Genomic DNA, 21,955 nt, shown 5'->3' on the forward strand with positions numbered 1-21,955 from the left:
TTCTATGAAACCGAACTTTCTCTTGGCACTTTCCATGGCAACAGCCTTGTGGGGCGCTGCCGCGAGCGTTCTCGCGCAGGCTCCACAGGGGTCACAAAACTCGGCCAATGCCGCAGCCAATCCGGCCGCTGTGGCGCAAGTGCACACCTTCACATTGGCCAACGGCATGGCCTTGTGGGTCAAGCCCGACCGCCGTGCCCCGACGGCGGTGCACATGGTGTGGCTGCGTGTGGGCTCTATGGACGAGGTGGATGGCACCAGTGGCGTGGCCCATGTGCTGGAGCACATGCTGTTCAAGGGCACGCCCAACTTGGCAGCCGGTGAGTTTTCGCGCCGAGTGGCGGCTCTGGGAGGGCGCGAAAACGCGTTCACTGCCAAGGACTACACCGGCTATTTCCAGCAGATACCTTCCGCGCAACTGGAAGCCGTGATGCGCTTGGAGTCTGACCGCTTTGCCAACAACCAGTGGCCAGACAGCGAATTCATCAAGGAGCTGGAGGTGGTCAAAGAAGAGCGCCGCCTGCGCACCGATGACAACCCCCGTGCACAGCTGCACGAAATGCTGTCGGCCACCGCTTTGGTCGCTTCGCCTTACCGTCGTCCCATCGTAGGCTGGATGAGTGACCTTGAAGCCATGACAGCGCAAGATGCCCGCGACTTTTACCGCAAGTGGTACTCGCCGGCCAACGCCGTGGTGGTGGTGGCAGGCGATGTCGATCCGATGCGCGTCAAGGCCTTGGCCGACCAATACTACGGCGTGATCCCTGCCCGTGCCGTACCCGATCGCAAGCCGCGCGATGAGCCTGCGCAGCAAGGCCTGCGTCGTTTCGAGTTCAAGGCCCCGGCCGAACAGTCTTATGTGGCGTTGGCTTTTAAAGTGCCAAGACTGGCCAGCTTGGCCCCTGCGCCCGAGCACGACGAGGCGCTGGCTCTGACCGTGTTGGCTGCGGTTCTGGACGGCTACAGCGGTGCCCGGCTAGACCGTGCCCTGACCCAAGGTGAAAATCGCTTGGCCGACAGTGCGGGGGCCTACAACGGCCTCATGGGACGCGGTCCACAGTTCTTTTATCTGGAAGGTGTGCCCGCCAAAGGCCAAACGCCAGAAGCACTGGAGGCGGCCTTGCGTGCCCAGGTGCAGCGCGTGGCCACCGAAGGCGTGACCGAAGCCGAGCTGCAGCGCGTCAAGACCCAATGGGTAGCGGGCGAAATCTACAAACTGGACTCGGTGTTCAACCAAGCCCGCGAACTGGGCGTGGCCTGGACCCTGGGCTTACCGCCAGACTACGGAACACAACTGATTGCCCGTTTGCGCCAAGTCACACCTGGCCAAGTGCAAGCCGTGGCGCAAAAGTATTTTGGCGACGACAGCCTCACGGTGGCCATTTTGCGGCCACAGCCTTTGTCGGGTCAGCCTCGTCCGCGCCGCCCATCTGCGGGTGCGCGACATTGAACCCGGTGAACGTCATGCACAACCACACCACCATGCGAACCAGTTTTTTTCTTCTTAAAGTCCGCAAAACCCTTGGATTTAGCAGTTTTGTGCTGGCTTGCTGGGGCTTTGGCCCTTCAGCGCAAGCCGCTTTGCCCATTCAGCATTGGACCCAAGCCAACGGGGCCCGTGTTTACCTGGTTGAGAGCCACGCCATCCCCATGGTTGATGTGCAGATCGACATCGATGCGGGCAGCCGCCGCGACCCTGCAGCGCAGTCGGGCTTGGCTTCGGTCATGGCGGGCCAGATGGCGAACGGCACCCGTGCCGAACCCCAAGGGCAAGGTCCCTATCCCCGGGCCATGGATGAAAACCAAGTCGGTGAAGCTTGGGCCGATTTGGGCGCCAGTTTGGGCATCAGTGCCAGTGGCGACCGTTTGAGCTTTGGCCTGCGCAGCCTGAGTTTCCCGGACCTGCTGGACAAAGCCGTGGCCCTAGCGGCTCGGCAGATGGCGCACCCGGCCTTTCCTGAAGCCATGTGGTTGCGCGATCGGGAGCGTTTCAGTGCGTCCATCCGTGAATCGCTGACCAAACCGGGCACCGTGGTGCAGCACCGATTTGCCCAAGCCGTTTTCGGCACGCACCCGTATGGCCAGCGCACCACGCCAGAGACCCTCGCGCGCATTGGCGTGCAAGATTTGCACAAGCTGCACGCGCAGAGTCTGCGCGCTTGCCGTGCCACGGTGAGTGTGGTGGGGGCTTTGACCCGTGTCCAAACCGATGCCTTGGTGCAACGCCTATTGGCGCAGTGGCCTCGCGATGCAGGTTGCCAAAGTTTGCCGCCTGTGCCGGAGGTGGCGCCTTTGACTGCCGCACAAAACCTGCAACTCCCATTCGATTCGGCACAAGCCCATGTGCTGATGGGCCAGCCGGGCTACAAGCGTTCAGATCCCGACTTTTTCCCTCTGCTGGTGGGCAACCACATCTTGGGTGGTGGTGGCTTTGTTTCGCGCCTGACCGAGCAAGTGCGTGAAAAACGCGGTCTGAGCTACAGCGTTTACAGCGCTTTTTCGCCGGGCTTGCACGCTGGCGCTTTCACCGTGGGCTTGCAGACCCGTCCCGACCAAGCCGCACAGGCCGTGGCGGTGGCCAAAGATGTGGTTCAAGGCTTTGTGCGCGAAGGCCCGACCGAGGCCGAGTTGCAAGCGGCCAAATCCAATTTGGTGGGCGGCTTTGCGCTGCGCATCGACAGCAACCGCAAGTTGCTGGACAACGTGGCCAACATTGCTTGGAACCGTTTGCCCTTGGACTACCTGAGCAACTGGACGCGCCAAATCGAGCGCGTCAGCGCTGCCGATGTGCAACGCGCCATGGCCCGGGTGCTGCAGCCTGAGCGCATGGTCACGGTGGTGGTGGGTGGTCAGCCCTGAGTCCGCTTGAGGCGGCACCCAATGACTGACTTGTTTCAACAGGTGACTGACTCTCAGGGGCTAACTTCGCTGCGGCCTTACACTCGCAAGCTATGTCTTCAGCTCCTTCCAAACGACCATCGCTGACCGGTGCAGCCCGTCATGCTGCGGCAAAAAAGCCCAAGAACCCGGTGCCCAAAGGTCCGTCATCGCACGAGATCCGCATCATCGGTGGGCAGTGGCGGCGCACGCGGCTCAAAGTCATCGACAAACCCGGCCTGCGCCCAACCCCTGACCGCGTGCGTGAAACCCTTTTCAACTGGCTGGGGCAGGACCTGAGCGACTGGCGTTGTGTCGATGCGTTTGCCGGCACGGGCGTGCTGGGCCTAGAGGCCGCATCGCGCGGAGCTGCCCATGTGCTGATGGTTGAGCAAGACGCTGTGTTGGCGCGCGATTTGCAAGACAACGCCACCCGCCTCAAAGCCAGCATGGTCAACGTGCAGCGCGGTGATGGCGTCGCCGCCTTGCTGCGCTTGCCTGCCGCAAGCGTGGACTTGGTTTTCATCGATCCGCCATTTGAAGGCCCTTGGTTTGAACCGGCGCTGAAGGCCGCCACCCGGGCTGTTCCTGTAGGCGGCTGGATTTACCTGGAAGCCCCGGTGGCTTGGCCTGCCGACGCGCTGAGGGCTTTGGGTTTGCAATGCGAGCGCCACCTCAAAGCGAGTGCGGTGCATGCGCATTTGCTGCAACGGACCCACCTCGATCCAGCGCCCACCCCGACTGCCATTCCTGCTGAAGGAGACACACCATGAGCCGAGCTGCCAACACCACCGTGACCGCTGTTTACTCCGGCACCTTTGACCCCTTGACCCTGGGCCACGAAGACGCCATCCGCCGCGCTGCGCAGATGTTTGACCAAGTCATCATCGCGGTGGCCCGTGCGCACCACAAAAACACGATGTTCACCTTGGACGAGCGTCTGTCGCTGGCCCAAGCCGCGCTGGCCGATTGCCCCAACGTGAAGGCGCTGCCGTTTGATGGACTGATCGTTGAGTTTGTGCGTTCACAAAACGCCCAGGTGATCGTGCGAGGCCTGCGCTCGGTGACCGACTACGACTACGAAACGCAAATGTCAGGCATGAACCGCCATCTGGCCCCAGAGGTGGACACCGTGTTTTTGCACACCAGCGCCCATGTGCAGCACATCAGCAGCACCTTGGTGCGCGAGATCGCCAAGCTCGGCGGGGATGTGTCGGGCCTGGTCTCCACCCCTGTGCTCAATGCCTTACAAGCCAAGGTCGCCACCAAACACTGAGCCAGCGGGGTTTTAAAGTTCCGCGCCCTCCACCAAAAAGCGCACCCGCTTTTGCCCCTGCCACTCGTCGGCGTCCAGCCGGTAAGCCAGCTTGACCCGTGCAGGCAAAGGCTCGGTGCGGCCAAACCAGATGCCATCCACCGGCTGGCCTTGGTGCTTCATCTTGAGCGACAGGTGTTTCTCGCCCACCAGGCGCTGCGACACGATCTCGATTTCTTCGCAAAACACGGGCGGTGCAAAGCCCTGACCCCAGACCTCGTGGTGAAGCATGTCCACCAGGTCCACCCGTCGGTACTCGGCGGGTAGCGGGCCATCGGTTTCCAGGCGGCGTTGCAGCGTGGCCGCGTCCAGCCATTCCATGGCCACCTGGTTCAGCGTTTCTTCAAACACATCCAGATGCTCTTCCGCAACCGTGCAGCCCGCCGCCATCGCATGGCCGCCAAAGCGCAAAAGCACCCCCGGGGCGCGCTTGGCCACCAAATCGAGCGCGTCGCGCAAATGAAACCCCGCAATGGATCGGCCCGAGCCTTTGAGTTCATGCTCCTTGCCCGGGGCGATGCTGGCTGCGAACACAAAAGTAGGGCGGTGCAGCTTGTCCTTGATGCGCGAGGCCACGATGCCCACCACGCCTTCGTGAAAGTCCGGGTCGAACACGCAAATGGCAGGCGGTGGTTCGTCGCCCTCGTCAAACAGCGACTCGGCCATTTCCATGGCCATCTCGCGCATGTCGCCCTCGATCACGCGGCGTTCGCGGTTGATCGCATCCAGCTGTTTGGCCAGCGCGTCGGCGCGGCCTGCGTCGTCGGTCAGCAGGCACTCGATGCCCAGCGTCATGTCGGCCAAACGGCCTGCGGCATTGATGCGCGGCCCCAAGGCAAAGCCAAAATCAAAAGTGGTGGCCTTGGCGATTTCGCGCCCCGCTGCCCGCATCAGCGCTGCCATGCCCGGCGGTAAGGCCCCGGCCCGCACGCGGCGCAGGCCTTGGGCCACCAAGCGGCGGTTGTTGGCGTCGAGCTTGACCACATCGGCCACGGTGCCCAGTGCCACCAGGGGCAGCAGGGCGTCTAAGCGCGGCTGGTTGCTGGCTTCAAACACGCCGCGCTGGCGCAGTTCGGCGCGCAGGGCCAGCAGCACGTAAAACATCACGCCCACACCGGCGATCGATTTGCTGGTGAAACTGCAGCCGGGTTGGTTGGGGTTGACGATGACTTCGGCGGTGGGCAGTTCGCTGCCTGGCAGGTGGTGGTCGGTGACCAGCACCTGCAGGCCCAAGGCTTGCGCGGCTTGCACGCCCGCCACACTGGCGATGCCATTGTCCACCGTGATCAGCACATCCGCCCCTTGCGCGTGGACCCGTTCGGCAATGGGTGGGGTCAGGCCGTAGCCGTCGACCACGCGGTCGGGCACCAGATAACTCACGTGTTGTGCACCCAGCATGCGCAGGCCGCGCACGCCCACAGCGCAGGCGGTTGCGCCGTCGCAGTCGTAATCGGCCACGATGCACAGGCGCTTGTTTTGCGCCATGGCGTCTGCCAGCAGTTGGGCCGCTTCGAGCGTTCCCAGCATGCCCGCGGGAGGCAGCAGCAGGTTCAGGGCGTCGTCGAGTTCGTCTTTGGACAACACGCCACGGGCGGCGTACAGGCGCGCTAGCAAGGGGTGGATGCCCGCTTGTTCCAGCGCCCAGGCGCTCCGGGGGGGCACATCTCGGGTGAGCAAATTCATGGGGCGATCAGTTGGTGATGAGGGCTTGGAGTGCCGCTGCAGCAGAGGGTTTGTTGAACAGCCGGGTTATTTTTTGGTGCCAAGCGGCAGGCGCGGCGGTGTAGGTGTGGGCGGTGTGCTCGCTGCACAGGCTGAGGGTAACTTGGCCGGTGGCCTCCAGATGTTTCAGTGCATCGGCTAGGGCCGTGGCATCGAGCTGCTGCCAGGCTTGCCGCCAAGTCTGCATGTCGCCATGCAAAGCACTGGCCCGCAGGGCATCGGACACGGTCACTGTCTCGCTCATGGGCGGCGCAGCGGAAGCGGTGATCGCAGATAGCGTGCCTGCGCCATGCAGCCAAAAGGCGTTGACGGTGTGCTGCCTGCGGGCCTCGCGTGCGTCGTTCACCGGGTGGTTGTACAGCAGCATCTGCATTTCGCTTTGCAGGCGTTGCAGCGGCCGGGCAGCGGGGTGCTGGGGCATCCAGTCTTTCACGTTCTGACCGATCACCCGGTCGAGAGAGACGGTGGGTAGTTCAGCCAGCAGTGTCCCCTGGACGTGCCAAAGCAAGGCGCTGTGCCAGGTCACTTGCAGGCCGTCTTCTTGCAAAAACGGTTGCATGGCTTGCAAAAGTTGCTGCGATTCTTCATCGCTCAAGCGCAAATGCGCGGGGTCGGCCATCACCACCTGGTCCATGCCGATTTGCCAGTGGCAGGGTGTCATCCAGGCTTGGGGCGCGGCGTTTTCCTGGCCTTGCTGCGCCCGGTGCCAAGCGGCCCAGGGCAGGGTGGGGGCGTCAAGCGGCCAGCCCAGGGCCTGGGCTTGCAGGCGTTCGTGGGGCAGGTGCAGTGCTGCGGTACTGGGGTCTTGCAGCACCTGCTGGCGCTGCAGCAGGCTCAGCAGGATTTGCAGATGGGGCAGCTGCCAACCGGCCCAGACCTCGGGGCCGGTGAAGGCGTGACTGGCCGCATAGGGAATGATCAGGTGCATGGGGCCTGATTGTCGCAGGCCCCATGCAAGGTGGGTTTGCCGGTTCAGCGTGCAGCGTTCAGGGCTCAACGCCCAACCCTCAGCGTTTCAAAGCAGCGGCTTCGGCAGTGCAGTCGGTGCGGTTGGACTTCAGGCCTTTGGACCGGGCGGCAGCAATCTCGGCCTTGGCCAGCTGCGCCTGGGCCTGGAACACCGGGTCGGCTTGCAGGCGTGCCACGGTGGCAGCGCCCACCAAGCGACCGGCTTCCAGGTCACTTTGCCAGTGCACGCCGCACACCATGCGGCTGTCGCCAAAGGCGTGGCCGCGTTGAACCAAGGCATTGGCCTTGTCGGGGGCGAGCCCAGCCAGGATCAGGCCCCAGGCCCAGCCCAGCGCTGCGTGGCCCGAGGGATAAGCGCCGTCCTTGGACAGGTGCGCTTCTTCCTTGGGCGAGCAGGTGGTTTCACCCAACTCGGCAAATGGGCGCTTGCGCTGGTAGTGGTCTTTGGCCCTGTAGGTGGCAAAGCCCGCGTCCACCAGGCTGCGGCGCAGCAGCATGTTCAGGTGGGGCGTGGCCTCTTGCGAGATCGGCATGTCCAGTGCGCACGAGAACACCCCGGTCGCTTCGGGAAACTTCAGGTTCACGTCCTTGAAGGCGTACTCCCAGCGCGGAGTGTTACGCAGGGCCCGGGTCTGCTGATGCTGCTGCACATCGGCCGCCTGGCGGGCCGAGCCGGGGGCGGGTGGGGGTGGGACCAAGGCCAGGCTGTCAGGCAGTTCCTTGCGGTCGATGTAGCCGTTCAGGTAGCCTGAGCCTTTGCGGAATTCACCCACCACTTCGGGTGAGGTCGGGGGCATAGCGGTTTTGATCGGGGCGGTTTGGCAGGCGCTGAGCAAGGTGGCAGCAGCCAAGGTGCTCAGTGTCCCAATGCGGGTGTACATGGGGGTGTCTCCTTTTTTGGTCTGAAGCCCCATGCGGCTTGGGGCTTTTGGATTTCAGACCCGGGCGCAGTTTCAAAACGTCTCCGGTGCGACTTTTTAAGTAAAAACACTGGGTGGGTTGTGTGGGTACAGGCTTTGTACCCGCGCCTTGGGCGGTGGCCTTTAGCGATTCGTCACAATAGCGGACTATGTCTTTTTTTAAAAACATCCCCTACGAGCTGGTGCTCGGCTGGCGCTACACGCGTGCAGGCCGCGCCACTCGGCGAAACGGCTTCATTTCCTTCATTTCTGGGGTGTCCATGATGGGCATTGGCCTGGGTGTGGCGGCGCTGATCATCGTGTTGAGCGTGATGAACGGCTTCCAAAAAGAAGTGCGAGATCGCATGCTGGGGGTGGTGTCGCACATTGAGGTGTACGCCGTGGATGCAGCGGCTGTTGCCGATATGCCAGCGCTGTTAGCGCGCCTGAAAGCGCATCCACAGGTGCTTGGCGCTGCGCCTTTTGTGACCGCGCAGGCCTTGCTGGCGCGGGGCGAGGACATGAAGGGCGTGTTGGTGCGCGGCATTGACCCCGCCCGAGAGCCCGAGGTCAGCGATCTGTCGCAGGACACGCAAGCGGGCGTTTTGGGCCGTCTTGTGCCCGGCGAATTCGGCCTGGTGCTGGGCCGAGACTTGGCCAACAACATGGGTTTGCAAGGGGGTGACCCGGTGACGCTCGTTTCGCCGTCCGGTCAGGTCACCCCTGCCGGCGTGGTGCCGCGCATGAAACAAATGGGTGTGGTGGGCACGTTTTCTTCAGGTCACTACGAATACGACTCGGCGCTGGCGCTGATGCACGTCGAGGACGCTGTTCGCATGTTCCGGCTGGAAGGCCCAAGTGGCGTGCGCCTCAAATTGCGTGACCTGCACCAAGCGCGGGAGGTGGCACGAGACCTTCAACTGGATTTGGGGCCTGGCTTTTTTGTGCGCGACTGGACGCAGCAGAACAAGACCTGGTTTGCCGCCGTTCAGGTCGAAAAACGCATGATGTTCATCATCCTGACCCTCATCGTGGCAGTGGCGGCTTTCAATTTGGTCAGCACCTTGGTGATGACGGTGACCGACAAGCGTGCCGACATCGCGATCTTGCGCACCCTGGGGGCCAGCCCGCGCAGCATCATGGGTATTTTTGTGGTGCAAGGCGCCACCGTGGGCGTGATCGGCACCCTGAGCGGTTTGGCGCTCGGCCTGTTGGTGGCCTTCAACATCGATGTGATCGTGCCTGCACTGGAGACACTCTTCAACGCCAGCTTTTTGCCGCGCGACATTTACCTGATCAGCCGCATGCCCAGCGAGCCGCTGGCCAGTGACATTTGGCCGGTGGCCATCATCTCCTTGGTGCTGGCTTTTGTGGCCACGCTTTACCCCAGCTGGCGTGCCAGCCAGGTCAACCCGGCGGAGGCGCTGCGCTATGAATGACACGAAAAACGCCGTAGTGCTTGAGGCGCAGGGCCTGACCAAGCGCTTCACCGAGGGCCGTTTGGATGTGACCGTGTTGCAGGGCGTGGATCTGGCCGTGCACGCGGGCGAGACACTCGCCATCGTGGGCGCTTCCGGTTCAGGCAAAAGCACTTTGCTGCATTTGCTCGGTGGCCTGGACGCCCCAACCCAAGGCTCGGTGCAATTGAAGGGCCAGTTGCTGTCGGCGCTGAGTGCAGCCGAACAAGGCCAGTGGCGCAACCGTTACTTGGGCTTTGTTTATCAGTTTCACCACCTGCTGCCCGAGTTCAGTGCGCTGGACAACGTGGCCATGCCGCTTTGGATTCGACGCCAAGACCGTGCCCAAGCCGCTGCAGTGGCCACGGGCTGGCTGCAGCGTGTGGGTTTGGCAGAGCGCCTGCACCATCGCCCATCGGAACTGTCTGGCGGCGAGCGCCAGCGCGTGGCCTTGGCCCGCGCTTTGGTCAACGACCCGGCTTGCGTGCTGGCGGACGAACCCACAGGCAACCTGGACCGCGAAACGGCCGACGGTGTGTTTGCCTTGATGCTGCAACTGGCCCGCGAGCGCGACACCGCCTTTGTGGTGGTCACCCACGACCAAGCTCTGGCCGCCCGCTGTGACCGGCAATTGCACCTGGTCAAGGGCGTGTTGGAAGCGCCTGTCTAAACTTTCCAAAGCTGAATGTGGATCGACACGCACTGTCACCTGGACGCGGCCGAGTTTGATGCCGACCGCGACTTGGTGCGCGAAGCGGCCCGGATGGTTGGCGTGACACGCTGCGTGATCCCGGCGGTACAGCGTGCCCACTGGGCCGATGTGGCGCAGCTGGCCGAACGACATGACGATGCCTACGCCTTGGGTATCCATCCCTTGTATGTGCCGCAGGCCCAAGCATCTGATCTGATGGAGCTGGACCAGGCCTTGCGTGAACGTGCAGGTGACCGGAGGCTGGTGGCCGTGGGCGAGATCGGGCTGGACTTTTTTGTGCCCGAACTGTGCACGCCCGAGATGCGCGAGAGGCAATGGTTTTTTTACACTGGGCAACTGAAGCTGGCCCAAAAGCATGGCCTGCCCGTGATCTTGCATGTGCGGCGCTCGGCCGATTTGTTGCTCAAAGGCTTGCGCCTGTGCCCGGTGGCTTCTGGCATTGCGCATGCTTTCAATGGCAGCCAGCAGCAGGCACGGGCCTTTGTGGCCATGGGCTTTGCGCTGGGCTTTGGCGGTACGCTGACCTATGAGCGCTCTTTACAGCTTCGCCGCTTGGCCTGCGAGCTGCCTTTGAGCGCTGTAGTGCTGGAGACCGATGCGCCTGACATTCCGCCGCAATGGCTTTACCAAACCGCTGAGCAGCGGGCGCTGGGTGCTGCACAGGGGCGCAACAGTCCGGCAGAGTTGCCCCGCATTGCACAGGTCTTGGCCGAGTTGCGGGGATTGCCCTTGTCCGATTTGGCCATGGCCTGCAGCCACAACGCTTGCCGCGTGTTGCCCAAGCTGGACGCTCTGTAACATCACGCACCATGACCCGAAAAAAATCCTCCGTCGCCGAAAGCGAATTGCCCGAAGTCAATTTCTCCGAAGACGGCAAAATCCGTTACCTGCACTTGGGGACGGAGTGGATTCAGGGCTCCATGTTTTTGGACCGTCCTTATGACATTGAGCTGGAGTATGTGCAGCGCATGTTCGGCTGGCTCTTGTTCATGCCACCAGAGGAGGTCAAGGGCGCTCACGCCATGCAACTGGGGCTGGGGGCGGGCACCATCACCAAGTTTTGCTACAAAAAACTCAAGATGACCTGCACGGCCGTGGAACTGAATCCCGGCGTCTTGCATGCTTGTCGGGGATGGTTTCGCTTGCCGCCTGACGACGAGCGTTTGCGTGTGGTGCTGGCCGATGCGTCGCTTGAAATTCAAAAACAAGAGTGGCTGGGCACGGTGGATGCGCTTCAGGTGGACTTGTACGACGACGAGGCCGCTGCGCCTGTGTTGGACTCCTTGGATTTTTACCGAGATTGCCGAGAACTGCTGACCCCACACGGGATCATGACCGTCAACTTATTCGGTCGCTCTTCGAGTTATGCCGAGAGTTTGGCCAAAATCTCTGCGGCGTTTGGAGAAGACGCCATCTGGGCCTTCAAACCAACCCGAGAGGGCAATGCCATCGTTTTGGCCCAACGCACCCCCAGTCGCCCCTCCCGAGATGCCCTTGAGCAAGCGGCCCGTGCCATCGAAGAAAAGTGGGGCTGGCCTGCCACCAAATGGCTCCAAGTTTTCAAACCTCTGGCCCGTTGACGCGGTTTCTTCAAAGGTTTGAGAGCCTTTGAATATCAGGGTAAACCATGGATTGGTCACGCCCGGGACATAGGTGTAACCCACATCACTTTGGCAGGTAGATTCCCCCAAAATTGCCTCAACTCAAATTAGAGGAGCGCTATCGTGATCATCAAGAGTCAAAAAGACTTTTTCTCCGGACTGCTGTACGCCTGCGTCGGCGGTGCGTTTGCCATCGGTGCCACCGGTTACAAAATCGGCACCAGTGCACGCATGGGCCCCGGCTTCTTCCCCTTGCTGTTGGGCGTGATTTTGGCCCTCATTGGCCTTTACATCATGTTCAAAGCCATGGTCGTCAAAACACCCGATGGCGACAAGATTGGCTCTTGGGCTTGGAAGCCCTTGGTCTTCATCATTGCGGGCAACTTGCTGTTTGGCATTTTGCTCGGCGGTTTGCCCAGTTGGGGTGTACCGGCCATGGGTTTGGTTGTGGCCATCTTTGGTACCACTTTTGTGGTGAGCTTGGCGGGTGACACCTACAAGGTCAAGGAAGTGGCCATCTTGGCCACCATTTTGTCCATCGGTTGCTACTGCGCGTTCGTGTTGCTCTTGAAGCTTCAGTTCCCAGTTTGGCCTACCTTCATCACCGGTTGAGGAGAAATAATTCATGGACTTGTTTGACAATCTCGCGCTCGGTTTTGGGGTGGCGTTCACCTTCCAAAACCTGATTTACGCTTTCATCGGTTGCTTGTTGGGCACCTTGATTGGTGTGTTGCCTGGCGTGGGCCCCGTGGCCACCATCGCCATGCTGTTGCCTGCCACTTATGCGCTGCCACCCATTGCGGCCTTGATCATGCTGGCCGGTATTTATTACGGTGCCCAGTACGGCGGATCGACCACAGCCATTTTGGTGAACCTGCCGGGCGAAGCATCGTCGGTGGTGACCATGATCGACGGCTACCAAATGGCCCGCAAAGGCCGTGCGGGTCCAGCCTTGGCCGCTGCCGGTATGGGTTCGTTCTTTGCAGGTTGCGTCGGCACCTTGATCTTGGCGGCTTTTGCTGCGCCCTTGACTGAAGTGGCTTTCAAGTTCGGCCCTGCCGAGTATTTCTCTCTGATGGTCTTGGGTTTGATCGGCGCCGTTGTTTTGGCTTCGGGCTCTTTGATCAAGGCGGTCGGCATGATCGTTTTGGGCCTGCTGATGGGTCTGATCGGCACCGATGTGAACTCCGGTGTGGCGCGCTACAGCTTTGACATCCCTGAGTTGACCGACGGCGTTGGCTTCATCGTGATCGCCATGGGCGTGTTCGGTTACGGCGAAATCATCTCCAACTTGTCCAAGCCCGCGGAAGACCGTGAAGTCTTTACCGCCAAGGTCACAGGCTTGATGCCCACTGCACAAGATTTCAAACGCATGGTGCCAGCCGTTTTGCGCGGTACCTCTTTGGGCTCGGCGCTGGGTATCTTGCCCGGTGGCGGTGCCTTGCTGGCGGCTTTTGCGGCTTACACCATCGAGAAGAAAACCAAAATCAAAGAGGGTGAAGTGCCTTTTGGTCAAGGCAACATCCGTGGTGTGGCAGCGCCTGAATCGGCCAACAACGCCGCTTCGCAAACCTCGTTCATTCCTTTGCTGACCTTGGGCATTCCACCCAACGCGGTGATGGCTTTGATGGTGGGTGCGATGACCATTCACAACATCCAGCCTGGCCCTCAGGTCATGACCAGCAACCCCGAGTTGTTCTGGGGCCTGATCGCGTCGATGTGGATCGGCAATGCCATGCTCATCATCTTGAACTTGCCCTTGATTGGCATTTGGATCAAGTTGCTGTCGGTACCTTACCGCTGGTTGTTCCCGGCCATTGTGTTGTTCTGTGCGATTGGCGTTTACTCGACCAACAACAACACCTGGGACATCTGGATGGTGGCGATGTTCGGTGTGATTGGTTACGTCTTCATCAAACTGGGCATGGAGCCAGCGCCTTTGCTGCTGGGCTTCATCTTGGGGCCGATGATGGAAGAAAACCTGCGTCGCGCTATGCTCTTGTCGCGTGGTGACTGGAGCGTCTTTGTGACCCGTCCTTTGTCCGCCAGCTTGTTGGCGGTTGCCTTGCTGCTGTTGATCATTGTGACCTTGCCATCGATCAAGTCCAAGCGCGAAGAGGCCTTCGTCGAAGACTGATGTTTCTTTGCTCCTGAGCGACAACGGCCTCTTCGGAGGCCGTTGTCTTTGGTGCGCATCATGCCGGTGCAGACCATGGTCTTGTCACTTGGGTTCAGCGCGTGCAAATGGCCTCTGAGAGAATCATTTTCCATATGGCTGCGTCAGTCATTGTCCGGAATATCACCATGAAAAAAAGACATTTGTTGCGTGCACTGTCTGCGCTCACGCTCTCTCTGACTTGCTTGGGCCTGGCCCAGGCTCAGACCTACCCCACCAAGCCCGTGCGTTTGATCGTCCCTTTCCCAGCAGGCGGCGCCACCGACTTGTTTGCCCGCACCTTGTCGCAAAAGATCAGCGAAAAATTGGGCCAAACTTTGGTGGTTGAAAATCGACCCGGTGCCGGCGGCACTTTGGGCGCCGACCTGGCTGCCAAGGCCAGCCCCGATGGCTACACCCTGCTCTTGTCCACCTCCAGCACGCACTCGATTGGCCCCAACCTGAACCCGCGCATGCCCTACGACGCGGTGCGCGACTTCACCCCCATTGCGCATTTGGGCAACGCGCCCAGCATCATGCTGGTGCCTAACAACTCGCCTGCCAAAACCGTCAAGGAATGGGTCGACTACGCCAAGAAAAATCCCGGTCGTTTGAATTACGCCTCGAGTGGCAACGGCACCATCGTGCAGTTGTCTGCCGAGCTGTTCAAGGCGCAGGCCGATGTGTTCGTGGTGCACATCCCCTACAAGGGCACAGCGCTGGCCATCCCTGACCTGATTTCGGGCAAAGTGGATGTGCTGTTTGACAGCCTGCCCACCGGCATGCCGCATGTGCGCGATGGCCGCTTGCGCGCTCTGGGCGTAACCACACTCAAGCCTACGGCGCTCGCACCGGGCATCCCCGCCATCGCCGATGTTTTGCCGGGTTACGAGTCCAACACCTGGTTTGGTTTTTTTGGTCCTAAAAATCTGCCCGCCGAGGTGGTCACCCGCATCAACACGGCGGCCAACCAAGTGCTCAAAGACCCTGAGGTGATGGACAAGCTTTTGCGTTTTGGCATTGAGCCCATTGGCGGTACACCTGCCCAGTTCACAACCATGTTGGCCAGCGAATCAGCCAAATGGAAAAAGATCATCACCGAACGCAAGATCACCTTGGATTGACATGAAATTCGATTACCAGTTTCCCTACACCAGCACCCGCTTGCCGCTGTTTGCGCGCAATGTGGTGTCCACCTCGCACCCACTGGCCGCTCAAGCGGGCCTGCGCATGATGCTCAAAGGTGGCAATGCGGTCGACGCCGCCATTGCTGCCGCTGCAGTCATCACCCTGACCGAGCCGGTCAGCTGCGGTTTGGGCTCAGATGCGTTTGCGATTTTGTGGGACGGCAAGGAGCTGCACGGCCTCAACTCCTCCGGCCCGGCCCCCGCGACCTGGACGCCCGATTACTTTCACCGCAAGTACGGTGCCGAGACCAAAACACCACCCAAGCGCGGTTTTGATTCGGTCACGGTGCCTGGCGCGGTGGCCGGATGGGTCGCTTTGAGCGACCGCTTTGGCAAGCTGCCCTTTGCAGATTTGATGGAGCCCGCCATCGAGGTGGCTGAGCGTGGCTATCTCATCCCCGTGGTGGTGCAACAAAAGTGGGCCGCCGCTACGCCCGAACTGCAGTCGCAGCCCGGCTTTGCGCACAGCTTTTTGCCTTGGGGCCGTGCGCCGCAGGTGGGCGAGCTGTTCCAATTCAAAAACGCGGCGCGAGGCCTCAAAGCCATTGCGGCCACCAAAGGCCAGGCGCTTTATGGTGGTGAGATTGCCGAAGCGATTGAGCGCTTTGCCAAGGACAACGGTGGCAGCATCACCGCCAAAGACTTGGCCGACTTCAAGCCCGAATGGGTCAAGCCCATGGCGCAAGACTACCGAGGCTACACCCTGCACGAGATCCCGCCCAACGGGCAGGGCATTGCGGCCTTGATCGCGCTGGGCATCCTGTCCCATTTCGACATGGCCAGCCACAAGGTGGACAGCGCCGACTCGCAGCACCTGCAAATCGAAGCCATGAAGCTGGCTTTTGCCGACCTGTACCGCTATGTAGCCGACCCGCGCTACATGGAGTTGCCACCTGACCAAATGCTGGATCCGGCTTATTTGGCCAGCCGCGCCAAACTCATCGACATGAAAAAAGCGCAGGACTTCAAGGCGGGTAACCCGGTCAAGGGCGGCACCATTTACCTCACGGCAGCCGATGAAAACGGCATGATGATCAGCTTCATCCAGAGCAACTACATGGGCTTTGGATCGGGCGTGGTCGAGCCCACTTATGGCATCAGCATGCAAAACCGGGGTCACGGTTTCAGTACCGACCTGCAGGGCCAAAACCCCGCCAATTTGGTGCTGCCTGGCAAGCGCCCCTTCCAGACCATCATTCCGGCCTTTGTCACCAAAGACGGCCAACCTGTGATGAGCTATGGCGTGATGGGCGGCAACATGCAGCCCCAAGGCCACATGCAAACCCTGGTGCGTATGCTCGACTACGGCCAGAACCCGCAAGCGGCGTGCGATGCACCGCGCTGGCGCTACAACGCCGGCCTGAACATCAACGTCGAAGCCGCCATGAACGGTGGCACGGTGCAAGAGCTGATCGCACGTGGCCACCAGCTCGACATCATCAACGACTCCTACCAAGACTTTGGGGCAGGCCAGTTCATCTGGCGCATGGGCGATCCGGCGGTGCAGGGTTATCAGGTCGCCAGCGATCCACGCCGTGACGGTCAGGCGGTGGGTTTTTGATGCAGCGTTGGTGGTTGCACCTTGCCATGGTGGGCATGGGCACATTGGCCTGTGCCGCCGCATCAGGTCAGCCCCTGTCATGTGGCGTGGTGCTGATGCACGGCAAGTGGGGCATGCCCCAGTCGCCTTACCTCAAACCCGTGGTTCAAAAACTCGAACCCCATTGTCAGGTCAAGCTGCTGGAGATGCCATGGTCTCGCCAACGCTTGTATGACCTGTCGTATACCAAGGCTTTGGCACAAATTCGCGAGGCTGTGGCCGAATTCCGCAAATCTGGTGTGCAGTGGGTCGCTGTGGGGGGGCAGAGCTTTGGTGCCAATGCATCCTTGGCTTACATGGCGCAGGTGGGCGATGCGGACGCCATATTGCCATTGGCGCCAGGCCATGTGCCCGAGGTTTTTTACCAAATCCCTGACGTCCGTCGCAGTGTGGATGCTGCTCACCAGTGGGTCGAGTCTGGCAAAGGCGATACTCAGGTCGAGATGACCGATATCAACCAAGGCCAACGCCGCTTGGTCAAAACCTCTGCCGCATCGTTGTGGAGTTATTTCAACCCCCAAGGCTGGGGCAATATGGGATTGAGTGCTGCGGCTTCCCGCAAGTCGGTGCCGGTTTTTTGGGCCATTGGCACCTTGGATCCTTTGCATGGTTCGGGTTCGACCGAGATTTATCAAAAGTTGCCAGCGCACCCTGACAGCCGCTATTGGGTGGTGCGTGCCAATCATGCCAATACCCCCGAAGTATCAGCAGATGAGTTGCTCGCTTGGGTGAAAGCCCGGATCGGTCGCTGAGCGATGCAGGTTGAAGCGCCTTCCAAATTGACCACGGGTCTGTTGCTGGCGGCAGCAGGCTCCATCGCCTTCAGTGGCAAGGCCATCATCGTCAAGCTGGCTTACCGCCACGGCGTTGATGCGGTCACGCTGCTCATGCTGCGCATGGTGTTTGCCTTGCCCTTTTTTCTGCTCATGGCCTGGTGGGCCGGGCGTGGCAAGGCGCGCTTGACAAAAGGTGACTGGCTGGGCGTGGTGGGCCTGGGGTTTTGTGGTTATTACCTGTCGAGCTTTCTGGATTTTTGGGGACTCGAATTCATCACCGCCTCGCTGGAGCGGCTGATTTTGTACCTCAACCCCACGCTCGTGCTGGTGCTCGGTTGGTTGCTGTTCAACAAGCGCATCACTCAGCGCCAGGGCGTGGCCATGGCCATGAGCTACTCGGGCGTTTTGCTGGTGTTTGGGCACGAGCTCGGGCTGGCAGGGCCGCACGCGGCTTGGGGTGCATTGCTGGTCTTTTTGAGTGCGGTCACTTACGCGGTGTACCTGACCTACAGCGGCCAGTTGGTTCAACGTCTGGGCGCCTTGCGTCTGGCAGGGCTGGCCACCAGCGTGGCGTGTTTTTTTTGCATCGTGCAGTTCGCATTCCTGCAGCCCATGACGGCTGTGCAGGTGCCTGAGGCGGTGTTCTGGCTGTCTTTTTTGAATGCCACGGTCTGCACCGTTTTACCGGTCTTGTTGGTGATGATGGCCATTGAGCGCATTGGCCCTGGGCTCACGGCGCAAACCGGCATGATCGGTCCGATGTCCACGCTGATGATGGGCGTTTGGATTTTGGACGAACCTTTTAACATGTGGATCATCGCTGGGACCGTGCTGGTTCTGAGCGGTGTGTTTTGGGTCACGCGGCCGGAGGGCCGCAAACCGTGATGCGGCCAAAGGGCCACATCGCATCAACTTCAGGAGATTGACATGGACTTGGGCATTGCAGGCAAATGGGCTTTGGTGGGTGGCGCAAGCAAAGGCTTGGGCTGGGGTTGCGCACGGGCCTTGGCCCTTGAGGGCGTGAACGTGGTCATGGTGGCACGCGGCGCCGAGGTGCTGAACAAAGCCGTGGACGACTTGCGCATTGAAACCGGTGGCAAGGTGCAGTTGATCGGCGTGGCCGTGGACATCACCACCGAAGCCGGCCGTGAAGCCATCTGGAACGTGGCGGGCGGCCCTGGCAAGGACTACGACATCGTGGTGACCAACGCAGGCGGCCCACCGCCCGGCGACTTCCGCGATTGGGACCGCGAGGCCTGGCTCAAAGCCATCGACTGCAACATGCTCACCCCCATCGAACTCATCAAGGCCACTGTGGACCGCATGGCCGCACGTGGTTTTGGCCGCATTGTGAACATCACCTCCAGCTCGGTGAAGTCGCCCATCGACGTGTTGGGCTTGTCCAATGGCGCCCGCAGTGGCCTGACAGGCTTTGTGGCCGGCACATCGCGCAGCGCGATCGCTGCCAAAGGTGTGACCATCAACAACTTGCTGCCCGGTAGATTTGACACCGACCGCATCCGCTCGACCTTGCCTGCCATGGCCCAAAAGGCTGGCAAGACCGTGGAGGAAATGCGCGCCATCCAACAAGCGCAGATTCCGGCCGGCCGCTACGGCAACCCGCAAGAGTTCGGCGCCATTTGCGCCTTCCTGTGCAGCAAGCACGCGGCTTACATGACGGGCCAGAACGTGTTGACCGATGGTGGGGCTTATCCGGGGACGTATTAAAAACCGGTGCATACCCCCCTAGGAGTACACCACGTTCACGGTGGTTCGCGGGGGGGTGTTGATGCTCTCGCCCTCACTCCAGCAAATCCGCCTCGGTGCGCACGAGGTCGTTCCAGATGGTCTGGAAGTGCAGCCAGCCAATGTACTCGCTGCCGACGTGTTCGCGGCTGTAACGGGCGCGGTCTGGGGGCACCAGGCGCGGGGTTTGGCCTGTGGCCATCACGGCCAGTTGTTGCTTGCAGCAGCGCTCGAGCGCGATGAACCAAAAGGCTGCGGCCTCGATGCTGTGGCGGCTGGCGGTGAACAGGCCATGGTTTTGGTGGATGGCGGCTTTGACGCCCTTGAACCAATCGGCCACCTTCAGGCCGGCCTTGACCTCGACCGCCACTTGACCCGCCTCATCGCCAATGACCACATGGTCTTCAAAGAAAGCCGCTGCGTCTTGCGAGATGGGCAGCAGGGGCTGGCCGAGCGAGGCGAAGGCCGTGCCGTACACCGTGTGGGCGTGGCACATGGCCAAGATGTCGGGGTGCGCTTCGTGCACAGCGGCATGCAGCACAAACCCCGCGCGGTTGACCGCGTAGTCGCCCTCGATCACCTGGCCTTGGTGGTCCACCAGGATCAGGTTGGACACCTTGACCTGCGCAAAGTGCACCGCCATGGGGTTGGTCCAGTAAAGGTGCGGACGTTCGGGGTCGCGGATGGTCAGGTGCCCGGCAAAGCCGTAGTCCAACCCGGCGCGGGCAAAGGCCCGGCAAGCCCCGGCCAGGCGCTCTTTGAGGTACTGGCGGTGCTGGGCATGGTTGTCAAAAGTGGGGATGCCCGGGAACAGCAAACCGGCTTGATCGGGTTGGTAAATCGACACCTTGGGCTCGGTCAGGGGGTCAAAGCGGTGTTCTGAGGGCAGGAATTGGTTGGTGGTCACGGGGGGTCCTGAAAACGAAAGGGCTTGAAACCCAATATTGGCCCGAATGGGGCTGCCTTGACAAACGGTGAATGCTCATGGAAACATGAATTCAATTCATCTGAAAATCACTTGCATGAGAAATCTTCCGCCTTTGGCCCGTTTGCGCACCTTCGAGGCGGCCGCCCGGCTGCAGAGTTTTGCCTTGGCCGCGCAAGAGCTGCACCTGACGCCCTCGGCCATCAGCCACCAGATCCGCGACTTGGAAAAGTACTTTGGCCGAGCGCTGTTTGAGCGCCATCATCGCCAAGTGCAGACCACGCGGGAGGGGCAGCGCCTGTTTGAGAGCCTGGATCGTTTGTTTGGCGCCCTCGAAGCCAGTTGCGCCGAGGTGCAGTTGCCCACGCAGGACCAGGTGCTGGCGGTGCACTGCGCGCCCAGTCTGGCGCTCAAGTGGCTGGGCCCGCGCTTACCCAGCTTCATGGCCTTGCACCCCACGGTCAACATCCGTTTGACCACGGGGGCCGAGCCGCTGGATTTGGGGGCGCAGCGCGAGATCGATGTCTCGATCGCCTACGGCCCGCCACGCCACAGCGCGGGGCTCGATGTCTGTGCCTTGGGCGACGAGCACATCGCCCCGCTGGTGGCCGCGCACCTGCTGGAACACGATGAGTCGCCTGAGCAACTGCTGGCCCGTTGGCCTTTGATCGATTCGCAGCTGAGCCCCGTGGGTTGGCCACAGTGGTTTGCCTTTCATGAGCTGGCCATGCCCGTGGGGCCTCGGCCCTCTTTTGACCGTGCGGCCATGGCGATTGCAGCGGCGGTCGATGGCTTGGGGGTGGCGCTGGAGAGCACGCGCCTGGCCGCCCGCGAAATCGAGCGAGGCGAGTTGGTGGTGTTGGGCGCAGAGCGCTGGCCCGCCTTGGTGCGCCCGGTGCATTTCATGAGCGTGCGCCACACCGAGCGCTCACGGGGTGCGACAGCGGCCTTTGTGCAGTGGGTGCAGGCGCAGGCGGGGCTGGTCAATTCAGCGCCTTGAGGACACCCAAATCCCACCAATGATCAGCGCAAACGCCAGCGCATGAAACAGCTGCGGCAGCTCACCCAAAAAGGCGGCTGAAAAGATGGCTGCAAACAGCGGCGTGAGGTTGGCGAAAAACCCCGCCACTGCGGGTCCTGATCGCTGGATGCCCAAGCCCCAGCAGCGGTAGGCCAGCACCGCAGGGCCCACGGCTACAAAGGCCAGCGCACTGATCAGTGGCCAGCCCCAAGTGATGTGGGCATCGGTCAGGCCCCATTCCATGCCCGCAAACAGGCCGGACCAGGCCAGGCCAAACACCACCTGAGCCAGCAAAAACGCCGCCCAGTCGCTCCTGATGGCTTCGGGTTCGTCTTTGCGTGTCAGCATCCAGCTGTACCAAGACCAACAGGCTGTGGCCAACAAAATGAACACATCACCGATGACCAGCCGCACGGCCAACAGCTGTGCCCAATCGCCCCGCGACAAGACCACGAGCACACCCACAATGGACAACACTGCCCCGTACATTTGTGCGCGGCGAACTGGAGCCTGAAAAAACAAAGCGCCGATGGCCAGCATCCACACCGGGCCGCTGGCGGCCACCAGGGTGACGTTCAGCGGGGTAGAGGTTTGCAGGGCCAGGTATTGCAGCGCGTTATAGCAACCCACGCCCAGCAAACTGAGGAGCGCAAAACGCCGCCAGTGTGGCCACAGGCCGCTGTTGCGCTTCAAAACCCAGGCTGCCAAGGGCAGCAAGATGAACAAGGCCACTGCCCAGCGCAAGAAGTTGAGCGTGACAGGCGGCACCAAATCACTGACCAAACGGCCAATGACCGCATTGCCTGCCCACAGCAAAGGCGGCACCGTCAACAACAAGGCGGTCAGGGGTGAGAGTTTTTGGGACATGTGGCAATGTAACGATGTTCGGGTTTTCCCGTTGTCGCCAAACTGTCCCCAGCTGTCGCGCATCTGTCCCCGCTCTTCGCTGGGTGACACGATTCGTGGCAAAGTCACGCATCTAAAACCATTGTC

General features: G+C 61.2%; 21 protein-coding genes. 16 read left to right on the plus strand and 5 right to left on the minus strand.

Going from position 1 to position 21,955, the window contains the following annotated elements:
- The first annotated feature begins 4 nt into the window (after positions 1 to 4).
- The 4 genes from Q1M54_RS02185 to coaD all read left to right on the plus strand — a co-directional run bounded on the left by Q1M54_RS02185 (position 5) and on the right by coaD (position 4,153).
- Positions 5 to 1,450 (plus strand): pitrilysin family protein, encoded by a 1,446-nt coding sequence (locus Q1M54_RS02185; protein WP_300553443.1) that lies wholly within the window; start codon positions 5 to 7, stop codon positions 1,448 to 1,450.
- A gap of 14 nt (positions 1,451 to 1,464) precedes the next feature.
- Positions 1,465 to 2,859 (plus strand): pitrilysin family protein, encoded by a 1,395-nt coding sequence (locus Q1M54_RS02190; RefSeq protein ID WP_300553259.1) that lies wholly within the window; start codon positions 1,465 to 1,467, stop codon positions 2,857 to 2,859.
- 92 nt (positions 2,860 to 2,951) lie between these two features.
- Positions 2,952 to 3,650 (plus strand): 16S rRNA (guanine(966)-N(2))-methyltransferase RsmD, encoded by a 699-nt coding sequence (gene rsmD, locus Q1M54_RS02195; protein ID WP_300553261.1) that lies wholly within the window; start codon positions 2,952 to 2,954, stop codon positions 3,648 to 3,650.
- Positions 3,647 to 4,153 carry a pantetheine-phosphate adenylyltransferase gene (gene coaD, locus Q1M54_RS02200; RefSeq protein WP_300553264.1) on the plus strand — a complete coding sequence of 169 codons (507 nt, stop codon included), beginning with the start codon at positions 3,647 to 3,649 and terminating at the stop codon, positions 4,151 to 4,153. Before rsmD ends, coaD begins: the two co-directional genes overlap by 4 nt.
- A gap of 12 nt (positions 4,154 to 4,165) precedes the next feature.
- On the opposite strand, the gene recJ is transcribed toward coaD, so the two are convergent.
- The 3 genes from recJ to Q1M54_RS02215 all read right to left on the minus strand — a co-directional run bounded on the left by recJ (position 4,166) and on the right by Q1M54_RS02215 (position 7,764).
- Positions 4,166 to 5,875: a single-stranded-DNA-specific exonuclease RecJ gene (recJ, locus tag Q1M54_RS02205; RefSeq protein WP_300553266.1), complete on the minus strand. Its 1,710-nt coding sequence runs from the start codon at positions 5,873 to 5,875 to the stop codon at positions 4,166 to 4,168.
- 7 nt (positions 5,876 to 5,882) lie between these two features.
- The gene (locus Q1M54_RS02210; RefSeq protein WP_300553269.1) at positions 5,883 to 6,842 is read right to left on the minus strand and encodes a hypothetical protein; all 960 of its coding nucleotides are present in this window, start codon (positions 6,840 to 6,842) and stop codon (positions 5,883 to 5,885) included.
- A gap of 79 nt (positions 6,843 to 6,921) precedes the next feature.
- A complete protein-coding gene (locus Q1M54_RS02215; protein ID WP_300553271.1) occupies positions 6,922 to 7,764 on the minus strand; it encodes a phosphatase PAP2 family protein in 843 nt (280 codons plus the stop codon).
- Between the two features lie 188 nt (positions 7,765 to 7,952).
- On the opposite strand from Q1M54_RS02215, the gene Q1M54_RS02220 reads away from it, so the two are divergent.
- The 11 genes from Q1M54_RS02220 to Q1M54_RS02270 all read left to right on the plus strand — a co-directional run bounded on the left by Q1M54_RS02220 (position 7,953) and on the right by Q1M54_RS02270 (position 18,998).
- Positions 7,953 to 9,221: a lipoprotein-releasing ABC transporter permease subunit gene (locus Q1M54_RS02220; RefSeq protein ID WP_300553273.1), complete on the plus strand. Its 1,269-nt coding sequence runs from the start codon at positions 7,953 to 7,955 to the stop codon at positions 9,219 to 9,221.
- On the plus strand, positions 9,214 to 9,909 hold the full coding sequence (gene lolD, locus Q1M54_RS02225; RefSeq protein ID WP_300553277.1) for a lipoprotein-releasing ABC transporter ATP-binding protein LolD: 696 nt from the start codon (positions 9,214 to 9,216) through the stop codon (positions 9,907 to 9,909). The genes Q1M54_RS02220 and lolD overlap by 8 nt, the downstream gene beginning before the upstream one ends.
- A 15-nt stretch (positions 9,910 to 9,924) precedes the next feature.
- Positions 9,925 to 10,749 carry a TatD family hydrolase gene (locus Q1M54_RS02230; RefSeq protein WP_300553280.1) on the plus strand — a complete coding sequence of 275 codons (825 nt, stop codon included), beginning with the start codon at positions 9,925 to 9,927 and terminating at the stop codon, positions 10,747 to 10,749.
- An 11-nt stretch (positions 10,750 to 10,760) separates the two neighbouring features.
- Complete coding sequence (locus Q1M54_RS02235) at positions 10,761 to 11,531, plus strand: spermidine synthase (RefSeq protein WP_300553283.1); 771 nt, start codon at positions 10,761 to 10,763, stop codon at positions 11,529 to 11,531.
- A 144-nt stretch (positions 11,532 to 11,675) separates the two neighbouring features.
- The gene (locus tag Q1M54_RS02240) at positions 11,676 to 12,164 is read left to right on the plus strand and encodes a tripartite tricarboxylate transporter TctB family protein (protein WP_300553285.1); all 489 of its coding nucleotides are present in this window, start codon (positions 11,676 to 11,678) and stop codon (positions 12,162 to 12,164) included.
- Between the two features lie 13 nt (positions 12,165 to 12,177).
- Positions 12,178 to 13,689 carry a tripartite tricarboxylate transporter permease gene (locus Q1M54_RS02245; RefSeq protein WP_300553288.1) on the plus strand — a complete coding sequence of 504 codons (1,512 nt, stop codon included), beginning with the start codon at positions 12,178 to 12,180 and terminating at the stop codon, positions 13,687 to 13,689.
- Positions 13,690 to 13,856: 167 nt separating this feature from the next.
- Positions 13,857 to 14,831 (plus strand): tripartite tricarboxylate transporter substrate binding protein, encoded by a 975-nt coding sequence (locus Q1M54_RS02250; RefSeq protein WP_300553291.1) that lies wholly within the window; start codon positions 13,857 to 13,859, stop codon positions 14,829 to 14,831.
- Between the two features lies 1 nt (position 14,832).
- On the plus strand, positions 14,833 to 16,455 hold the full coding sequence (locus tag Q1M54_RS02255) for a gamma-glutamyltransferase family protein (protein WP_300553292.1): 1,623 nt from the start codon (positions 14,833 to 14,835) through the stop codon (positions 16,453 to 16,455).
- Positions 16,455 to 17,246 carry an alpha/beta hydrolase gene (locus tag Q1M54_RS02260; protein ID WP_300553295.1) on the plus strand — a complete coding sequence of 264 codons (792 nt, stop codon included), beginning with the start codon at positions 16,455 to 16,457 and terminating at the stop codon, positions 17,244 to 17,246. The genes Q1M54_RS02255 and Q1M54_RS02260 overlap by 1 nt, the downstream gene beginning before the upstream one ends.
- A 3-nt stretch (positions 17,247 to 17,249) precedes the next feature.
- Positions 17,250 to 18,155, plus strand: coding sequence for a DMT family transporter (locus Q1M54_RS02265; protein WP_300553297.1), 906 nt, complete (start codon positions 17,250 to 17,252; stop codon positions 18,153 to 18,155).
- A 42-nt stretch (positions 18,156 to 18,197) separates the two neighbouring features.
- Positions 18,198 to 18,998, plus strand: coding sequence for an SDR family oxidoreductase (locus Q1M54_RS02270; RefSeq protein ID WP_300553300.1), 801 nt, complete (start codon positions 18,198 to 18,200; stop codon positions 18,996 to 18,998).
- Positions 18,999 to 19,071: 73 nt separating this feature from the next.
- Here Q1M54_RS02270 and Q1M54_RS02275 read toward each other — a convergent pair whose 3' ends face one another.
- Positions 19,072 to 19,923 carry a class II aldolase/adducin family protein gene (locus Q1M54_RS02275; protein WP_300553303.1) on the minus strand — a complete coding sequence of 284 codons (852 nt, stop codon included), beginning with the start codon at positions 19,921 to 19,923 and terminating at the stop codon, positions 19,072 to 19,074.
- Between the two features lie 115 nt (positions 19,924 to 20,038).
- On the opposite strand from Q1M54_RS02275, the gene Q1M54_RS02280 reads away from it, so the two are divergent.
- Entirely contained in the window at positions 20,039 to 20,941 is a 903-nt protein-coding gene (locus Q1M54_RS02280; protein WP_300553305.1) for a LysR substrate-binding domain-containing protein, read from the plus strand.
- Here Q1M54_RS02280 and Q1M54_RS02285 read toward each other — a convergent pair.
- On the minus strand, positions 20,930 to 21,829 hold the full coding sequence (locus tag Q1M54_RS02285) for a DMT family transporter (protein WP_300553307.1): 900 nt from the start codon (positions 21,827 to 21,829) through the stop codon (positions 20,930 to 20,932). The genes Q1M54_RS02280 and Q1M54_RS02285 overlap by 12 nt on opposite strands.
- Between the last annotated feature and the right edge of the window lie 126 nt (positions 21,830 to 21,955).

It is taken from the genome of Limnohabitans sp. Rim8, from assembly GCF_943326455.1.
Lineage (GTDB): Bacteria > Pseudomonadota > Gammaproteobacteria > Burkholderiales > Burkholderiaceae_C > Limnohabitans_A.

Bases quoted from the DNA above. Each gene is read 5' to 3' on its own strand.
- Q1M54_RS02255 (WP_300553292.1), top strand. From the start codon at position 14,833: ATGAAATTCGATTACCAGTTTCCCTACACCAGCACCCGCTTGCCGCTG.
- Q1M54_RS02250 (WP_300553291.1), top strand. From the start codon at position 13,857: ATGAAAAAAAGACATTTGTTGCGTGCACTGTCTGCGCTCACGCTCTCT.
- Q1M54_RS02260 (WP_300553295.1), top strand. From the start codon at position 16,455: ATGCAGCGTTGGTGGTTGCACCTTGCCATGGTGGGCATGGGCACATTG.
- Q1M54_RS02215 (WP_300553271.1), bottom strand. From the start codon at position 7,764: ATGTACACCCGCATTGGGACACTGAGCACCTTGGCTGCTGCCACCTTG.
- Q1M54_RS02230 (WP_300553280.1), top strand. From the start codon at position 9,925: ATGTGGATCGACACGCACTGTCACCTGGACGCGGCCGAGTTTGATGCC.
- Q1M54_RS02185 (WP_300553443.1), top strand. From the start codon at position 5: ATGAAACCGAACTTTCTCTTGGCACTTTCCATGGCAACAGCCTTGTGG.
- Q1M54_RS02265 (WP_300553297.1), top strand. From the start codon at position 17,250: ATGCAGGTTGAAGCGCCTTCCAAATTGACCACGGGTCTGTTGCTGGCG.
- rsmD (WP_300553261.1), top strand. From the start codon at position 2,952: ATGTCTTCAGCTCCTTCCAAACGACCATCGCTGACCGGTGCAGCCCGT.
- lolD (WP_300553277.1), top strand. From the start codon at position 9,214: ATGAATGACACGAAAAACGCCGTAGTGCTTGAGGCGCAGGGCCTGACC.
- Q1M54_RS02235 (WP_300553283.1), top strand. From the start codon at position 10,761: ATGACCCGAAAAAAATCCTCCGTCGCCGAAAGCGAATTGCCCGAAGTC.
- Q1M54_RS02270 (WP_300553300.1), top strand. From the start codon at position 18,198: ATGGACTTGGGCATTGCAGGCAAATGGGCTTTGGTGGGTGGCGCAAGC.
- coaD (WP_300553264.1), top strand. From the start codon at position 3,647: ATGAGCCGAGCTGCCAACACCACCGTGACCGCTGTTTACTCCGGCACC.
- Q1M54_RS02245 (WP_300553288.1), top strand. From the start codon at position 12,178: ATGGACTTGTTTGACAATCTCGCGCTCGGTTTTGGGGTGGCGTTCACC.
- Q1M54_RS02190 (WP_300553259.1), top strand. From the start codon at position 1,465: ATGCACAACCACACCACCATGCGAACCAGTTTTTTTCTTCTTAAAGTC.
- Q1M54_RS02210 (WP_300553269.1), bottom strand. From the start codon at position 6,842: ATGCACCTGATCATTCCCTATGCGGCCAGTCACGCCTTCACCGGCCCC.
- Q1M54_RS02280 (WP_300553305.1), top strand. From the start codon at position 20,039: ATGAGAAATCTTCCGCCTTTGGCCCGTTTGCGCACCTTCGAGGCGGCC.
- Q1M54_RS02220 (WP_300553273.1), top strand. From the start codon at position 7,953: ATGTCTTTTTTTAAAAACATCCCCTACGAGCTGGTGCTCGGCTGGCGC.
- Q1M54_RS02285 (WP_300553307.1), bottom strand. From the start codon at position 21,829: ATGTCCCAAAAACTCTCACCCCTGACCGCCTTGTTGTTGACGGTGCCG.
- recJ (WP_300553266.1), bottom strand. From the start codon at position 5,875: ATGAATTTGCTCACCCGAGATGTGCCCCCCCGGAGCGCCTGGGCGCTG.